The organism is Ruegeria haliotis, from assembly GCF_013377785.1.
GTDB lineage: Bacteria > Pseudomonadota > Alphaproteobacteria > Rhodobacterales > Rhodobacteraceae > Ruegeria > Ruegeria haliotis.
Genome location: NZ_JABXWT010000126.1, coordinates 1 through 527, shown reverse-complemented (window position 1 = coordinate 527; position 527 = coordinate 1). Strand labels below are relative to the sequence as shown.

Sequence of the window (527 nt, the reverse complement as noted above, 5' to 3'; positions counted from 1 at the left end):
AGGCGCGGCGTGACGTCGACGCCGTAATCGGCGGCTGTCTTCTCATCCAGCGGCTTTTTCTTCGCCTTCATGATGTTGGGCAGCGACGCATAGCGCGGCTCGTTCAGGCGCAGGTCGACAGTCACGATGGTTGGCATCTTGACGTTGATGGTCTGCAGGCCGCCATCCACCTCACGGGTGATTTTGGCGCTGTCGCCTTCGATGTCCAACTCGGACGCGAAGGTGCCTTGGCTCCAGCCCAGCAGGGCCGACAGCATCTGACCGGTGGCGTTCATGTCGTTGTCGATCGCCTGCTTGCCGGCCAGAACGATGCCGGGCTGCTCTTCCTCGACAACCTTGGCCAGGATCTTGGCAACGGCCAGCGGCTCGATGTCCTGATGGACGTCATCGGCGGCAATCACCAGAATGGCGCGGTCGGCGCCCATGGCCAGCGCGGTGCGCAGCGTTTCCTGGCTTTGCTTCACACCGATCGAAACGGCAACGACTTCGTCAGCCTTGCCCGCTTCTTTCAGGCGGATCGCCTCTTC

1 protein-coding gene is annotated in these 527 nt (G+C 62.4%); it reads right to left on the bottom strand.

The window, feature by feature from the left end; genetic code table 11:
- On the bottom strand, window positions 1-527 hold a 527-nt coding region (locus HW561_RS23560), incomplete at both ends, for an electron transfer flavoprotein subunit beta/FixA family protein (protein WP_176867789.1).